Below are 4,189 nucleotides of genomic sequence, written 5' to 3'. Positions count from 1 at the left end.
ATCTGGAACAGGAGAATATCTGGAGAGGTTTGTCTAACCAGATTGATTCTGATGACGGATGGATAACTTTACCTTTAAAAAAAAAGCAACAATCCCTTATTGGACAAAATTCAAGCTCAGAGGGAGCAGGATTACAATATACTCGACCCGTTCAATCTGTTGGAACAGCTACGGGACAGCTTCGAACGTTGGCGAAAATAGTATTTCCCTGGTTAGGTTGGGTTGTTTCTTTGGTTTTGGCGGTCACTCTCTTAATCGTTTATCAAGAGAATCAAAATTTAATACTAGAAAACAGTCAGCTTCAGGAAGAAAATGAAACTTTGGTCGAGGAAAATAGGAAACTAACTAATGAGAATAGGGAGTATCAAGATTTGATTGAAAGTGGACGAGAAAATGGCAACGAATTTATGAATAATAATAATCCTCAAGTTTCTCCTGGGATTATTGATGAGCCAGAATAGCTTGGTTCGGAATAAGGTGATTCTGGAGATATGGTGTATTTGTTTGCAGAGGACACCCTATGGTAGGGGCATAACCCACCCCTGCCCCTCCCAGGAGGGGATTTTTCGCCCCTACCGCAAATGTTTGTAATTTGCTATGAATTTTTCTTCAAACATTCCTAATCGTCTTCATCAACAATGGGACTGACAATATCCCCGACAATTTCAACCTCTCCCGCTTCAGGTACAGGGAAACGACGCTTTGGCTTTTCAGGACTGGTGTGACTTTTTGGCAAAATGGTGACGATGACTCGGGAATGGGTCACGTCAGGCTGGTCATTGAGCCACGTTAGTTGACCATTTTCGTAGATGGCTTCGTAGCTGTGTAACATAATTTTACCAAATGACGAATTGGATTGAGTTCAACGACCGGGTTGGGTTTCACGCTGCTCTACCCAACCTACTCTTAATAATCATAGCCTGACAGTTTTTAGATTGACAGGATTACTCAGAAATTGGTTGAATTGAGGTGTCTTTAAAAGGAACAAAACAGCCTTGAGATTTGCCAGTTAAAGTAGAAAACGGAACGAATAACCAGGGCGAACCTTGATCATCATAGAAAAAGGCCTCTCCCTCATGGGGTTGACTGCGGAATCGTTGTCCCCAGGTGAGACGACGTTCGATCGCCCACTCCTCAAACTTCAACGAATCCCGCACTTCCTCCATCGATAACTCCGAGTTCCAGCGACAAGGAACCCCCACAGGATGAGTATCAATCACTCGCCACTCGGTAGGGGCGAAAGATTTTTCGCCCCTACTGGCGGATGGTGTCATCAATGGAAGTCGGTCATTGGAAATTCCTAAGAGTAGCCAAAGAAACAGGCCAGAATAGAGGAAATGTGTAATGCTACCGACAATCCAGGATACGAGAACGGTCAAAGAATTAACTATCATCAAACTATAAATTTTTCAGGCGGGCGTTTAGTCCCTCCCGTGCTTGTTCTCGGTCATCGAAATGGACTTTTTCCGTCCCTAAAATCTGATAATCTTCATGGCCTTTTCCGGCAATTAACACCCCATCCCCCGGTTTTGCCTCTAAAATGGCTCGGCGGATGGCTTCGGCGCGATCGGGAATTACCCAGGGCTTCGTGACTCCAGGAATCCCCTCTAAGATATCTCCAATAATGCGATCGGGGTTCTCTGTACGGGGATTATCTGAGGTGACGATCGCCACATCGGCCAATCGGGCTGCAATCCCTCCCATTAAGGGCCGTTTCGTGCGATCGCGATCGCCCCCACAGCCAAACACACATAGCATTCGCCCCGGAATAAACGGTCGGGCCGCCTCCAACAAATTCTCCAAACTATCCGGCGTATGGGCGTAATCCACAATCACACTCACATCCTGTTGCGGCGACACTTGTACCCGTTCCATTCGCCCCGGAACCCCCGTAAAGCGGGGTAACGCCGCCACCACATCCTCCAAGGCCACACCCAGATGCAAAACAACCCCCACTGCGGCCAACATATTCTCTAAATTATACTGACCCACCAAGGGCAGAGAAAACGCCGCCGACCCTTGAGGCGACTGAATCGTTCCCGAGACTCCTGTTGGCGTATAGGTGAGATTCTCCGTATACAAATCCGCCGACGTATCCTCACAGGCATAGGTCCAAACGCGATCGCCCGGAATCTGATCTGCTAACAATTGTCCATAGGCATCACTAACATTCACCACCGCACGACCTTTCAAATACTGAGGCGAAAACAACAACGCCTTGGCCGCAAAATAATCATCCATCGTCGCGTGATAATCGAGATGGTCTTGGGTCAAATTCGTAAACGCCGCCACCTCAAACTCACAACCCAACACCCGCGACTGGGCCAAGGCATGAGAACTCACCTCCATCACCCCCACCTCAGCCCCTGCATTTCGGGCTTGAGCGAGTTTGTCTTGCAAATGGACTGAAAACGGAGTTGTATGGCTTGCCACCTCTTCAAAGCCCTGCCAGCGGGCGTAAAGCGTACCAAACAAGGCCGTCGATTTGCCCGTTTCTCGTAACAAAAACTCGATTAAATGAGTCGTGGTGGTTTTACCATTGGTTCCCGTCACCCCCACCAGGGGTAAGTGGTGTCCCGGATAGCCGTAAAAGCAACTGGAGACATAGCCGCAAGCCGTCGTGACATCGGGAACCGCAATCACACATTCCCCCGACTGGGCCGGATATCGCTGCAACGCCGCCTGGGAGACAATCGCCGCCACGGCCCCCGATTCAATGGCCCCGGGCCAAAATTCACCCCCATCCACCCGCGTTCCCGGCATTCCAATAAACAAATCACCCTCCTGACAAGCATGGGAATTGGTACTCAGTCCCTTAATTTCCATCTCTAAGGCGGGATGTTCGGGGAGGCTGTTTAGATTGGGAATTGCAGCAAGCAGTTCACGGAGTTTCATGGTTTAGGAACAGGGAACAGGGAACAGGGAACAGGGAACAGGGAACAGGGAACAGCCTTGGGTAGGGTGCATTCCGGCTTCGTGGAATCTTGGCCCTGAACCGACAACCTAGAACTTGCCGGAACGCACCCGTTCGATAAAGAACACAACCCATCGCTTGGCGATTGTTTTAGCCGGAGGCAGACTCGTACTTCTGTAGCATCTGCTGCAATTGTGCCACATTCGACCGGGGAGAGGGACGGGGGATGGGGTGTTCCTCCCCAGACGCATCCACCGCGAACAAGACGGGAACCTCGTATTGATAGCGTTGGAACCACTCGTCATTTTCGGTGATATCCCGGATTTTCAAGGAGACGAAGTCGATTTGTTCGAGTTTTTCCTGTAACCCTTCGCAGAGATGACAGTCGGGTTTGCTGAAGAGAATCAGTTGCATAGTTCAGTGGCGGCTGGCGGGCCTGGAGTTTAGGATAGAGGCTAGATGGTTTCGAGGAGGGCGATTTGCCCCGCGATGAACAGCTTAACTCTAAATACGGACGCACTCCAGCTCGACGATGAGCAGTTTTTCCAACTCTGTCAGGATAACCGCGATTTACAGTTTGAACGCAACGCCAACGGAACTCTGATTATTATGCCTCCCACTGGCGGTGACACGGGATATCGTAATGCCCGGATTGTTCAACAATTGCTGAATTGGTGTGATTCGACGGATGCGGGAGTGGTGTTTGACTCGTCAACGGGGTTCAAACTCCCCAATGGGGCCAACCGTTCGCCGGATGCAGCTTGGATTCCTCGGGAACGCTGGGAGGGGTTGACGGCTGAGGAGAAACAGGGATTTTTGCCCCTTTGTCCCGATTTTGTGGTGGAATTGCGATCGCGGACTGATTCTTTGCCAACATTGCAGGAGAAGATGCAAGAATATATCGAGAATGGGACGCGGTTGGCATGGCTGATCGACCCAAGTTCTCAAACCGTCCAGATTTATCGTCCTCAGCAATCGGTGGAGGTGGTGAACTCTCCCTCACAACTCTCTGGGGAAGGGGTTTTGCTGGGGTTTGTCTTGACCTGCGATCGCCTGTGGCTATGATGAACAGCTTAACTCTAAATACCGACGCACTCCAGCTCGACGATGAGCAGTTTTTCCAACTCTGTCAGGATAACCGCGACTTACAGTTTGAACGCAACGCCAACGGAACTCTGATTATTATGCCTCCGACGGGCGGTGACACGGGACGTCGTAATTTTGAACTCTGTTTAGAATTGGGATTGTGGAATCGTCAGACGCAATTGGGAATCG

General features: G+C 49.9%; 7 protein-coding genes. 3 read left to right on the top strand and 4 right to left on the bottom strand.

Annotated elements, in window-relative coordinates; all coding sequences use genetic code 11:
* Positions 1-461: hypothetical protein (locus R6U67_RS02810; RefSeq protein WP_410251144.1), on the top strand; the 461-nt coding region annotated here is incomplete at its 5' end.
* A gap of 158 nt (positions 462-619) precedes the next feature.
* On the opposite strand, the gene R6U67_RS02805 is transcribed toward R6U67_RS02810, so the two are convergent.
* The 4 genes from R6U67_RS02805 to R6U67_RS02790 form a co-directional block, all read right to left on the bottom strand.
* Positions 620-832: a hypothetical protein gene (locus R6U67_RS02805; RefSeq protein WP_410251143.1), complete on the bottom strand. Its 213-nt coding sequence runs from the start codon at positions 830-832 to the stop codon at positions 620-622.
* A gap of 112 nt (positions 833-944) precedes the next feature.
* A complete protein-coding gene (locus tag R6U67_RS02800) occupies positions 945-1,379 on the bottom strand; it encodes a hypothetical protein (RefSeq protein ID WP_410251142.1) in 435 nt (144 codons plus the stop codon).
* Positions 1,380-1,398: 19 nt separating this feature from the next.
* Positions 1,399-2,895, bottom strand: a complete 1,497-nt coding sequence (locus R6U67_RS02795; RefSeq protein WP_410251141.1) for a UDP-N-acetylmuramoyl-L-alanyl-D-glutamate--2,6-diaminopimelate ligase — start codon at positions 2,893-2,895, stop codon at positions 1,399-1,401.
* Between the two features lie 169 nt (positions 2,896-3,064).
* On the bottom strand, positions 3,065-3,328 hold the full coding sequence (locus R6U67_RS02790; RefSeq protein WP_410251140.1) for a glutaredoxin family protein: 264 nt from the start codon (positions 3,326-3,328) through the stop codon (positions 3,065-3,067).
* A 75-nt stretch (positions 3,329-3,403) separates the two neighbouring features.
* Here R6U67_RS02790 and R6U67_RS02785 point away from each other — a divergent pair, with 75 nt between their 5' ends.
* Both R6U67_RS02785 and R6U67_RS02780 read left to right on the top strand, forming a co-directional pair.
* Positions 3,404-3,979 (top strand): Uma2 family endonuclease, encoded by a 576-nt coding sequence (locus R6U67_RS02785; protein ID WP_410251139.1) that lies wholly within the window; start codon positions 3,404-3,406, stop codon positions 3,977-3,979.
* Positions 3,979-4,189: Uma2 family endonuclease (locus R6U67_RS02780; protein ID WP_410251138.1), on the top strand; the 211-nt coding region annotated here is incomplete at its 3' end. The genes R6U67_RS02785 and R6U67_RS02780, both read left to right, overlap by 1 nt.

The sequence above is a fragment of the Sodalinema sp. genome (assembly GCF_046483825.1).
Lineage (GTDB): Bacteria > Cyanobacteriota > Cyanobacteriia > Cyanobacteriales > Geitlerinemataceae > Sodalinema.
The sequence above is the reverse complement of the archived record's forward strand: the minus strand, read 5'-3'. Positions and strand labels throughout refer to the sequence as shown.

Bases quoted from the DNA above. Each gene is read 5' to 3' on its own strand.
- R6U67_RS02805 (WP_410251143.1), bottom strand. From the start codon at position 832: ATGTTACACAGCTACGAAGCCATCTACGAAAATGGTCAACTAACGTGG.
- R6U67_RS02795 (WP_410251141.1), bottom strand. From the start codon at position 2,895: ATGAAACTCCGTGAACTGCTTGCTGCAATTCCCAATCTAAACAGCCTC.
- R6U67_RS02790 (WP_410251140.1), bottom strand. From the start codon at position 3,328: ATGCAACTGATTCTCTTCAGCAAACCCGACTGTCATCTCTGCGAAGGG.
- R6U67_RS02785 (WP_410251139.1), top strand. From the start codon at position 3,404: ATGAACAGCTTAACTCTAAATACGGACGCACTCCAGCTCGACGATGAG.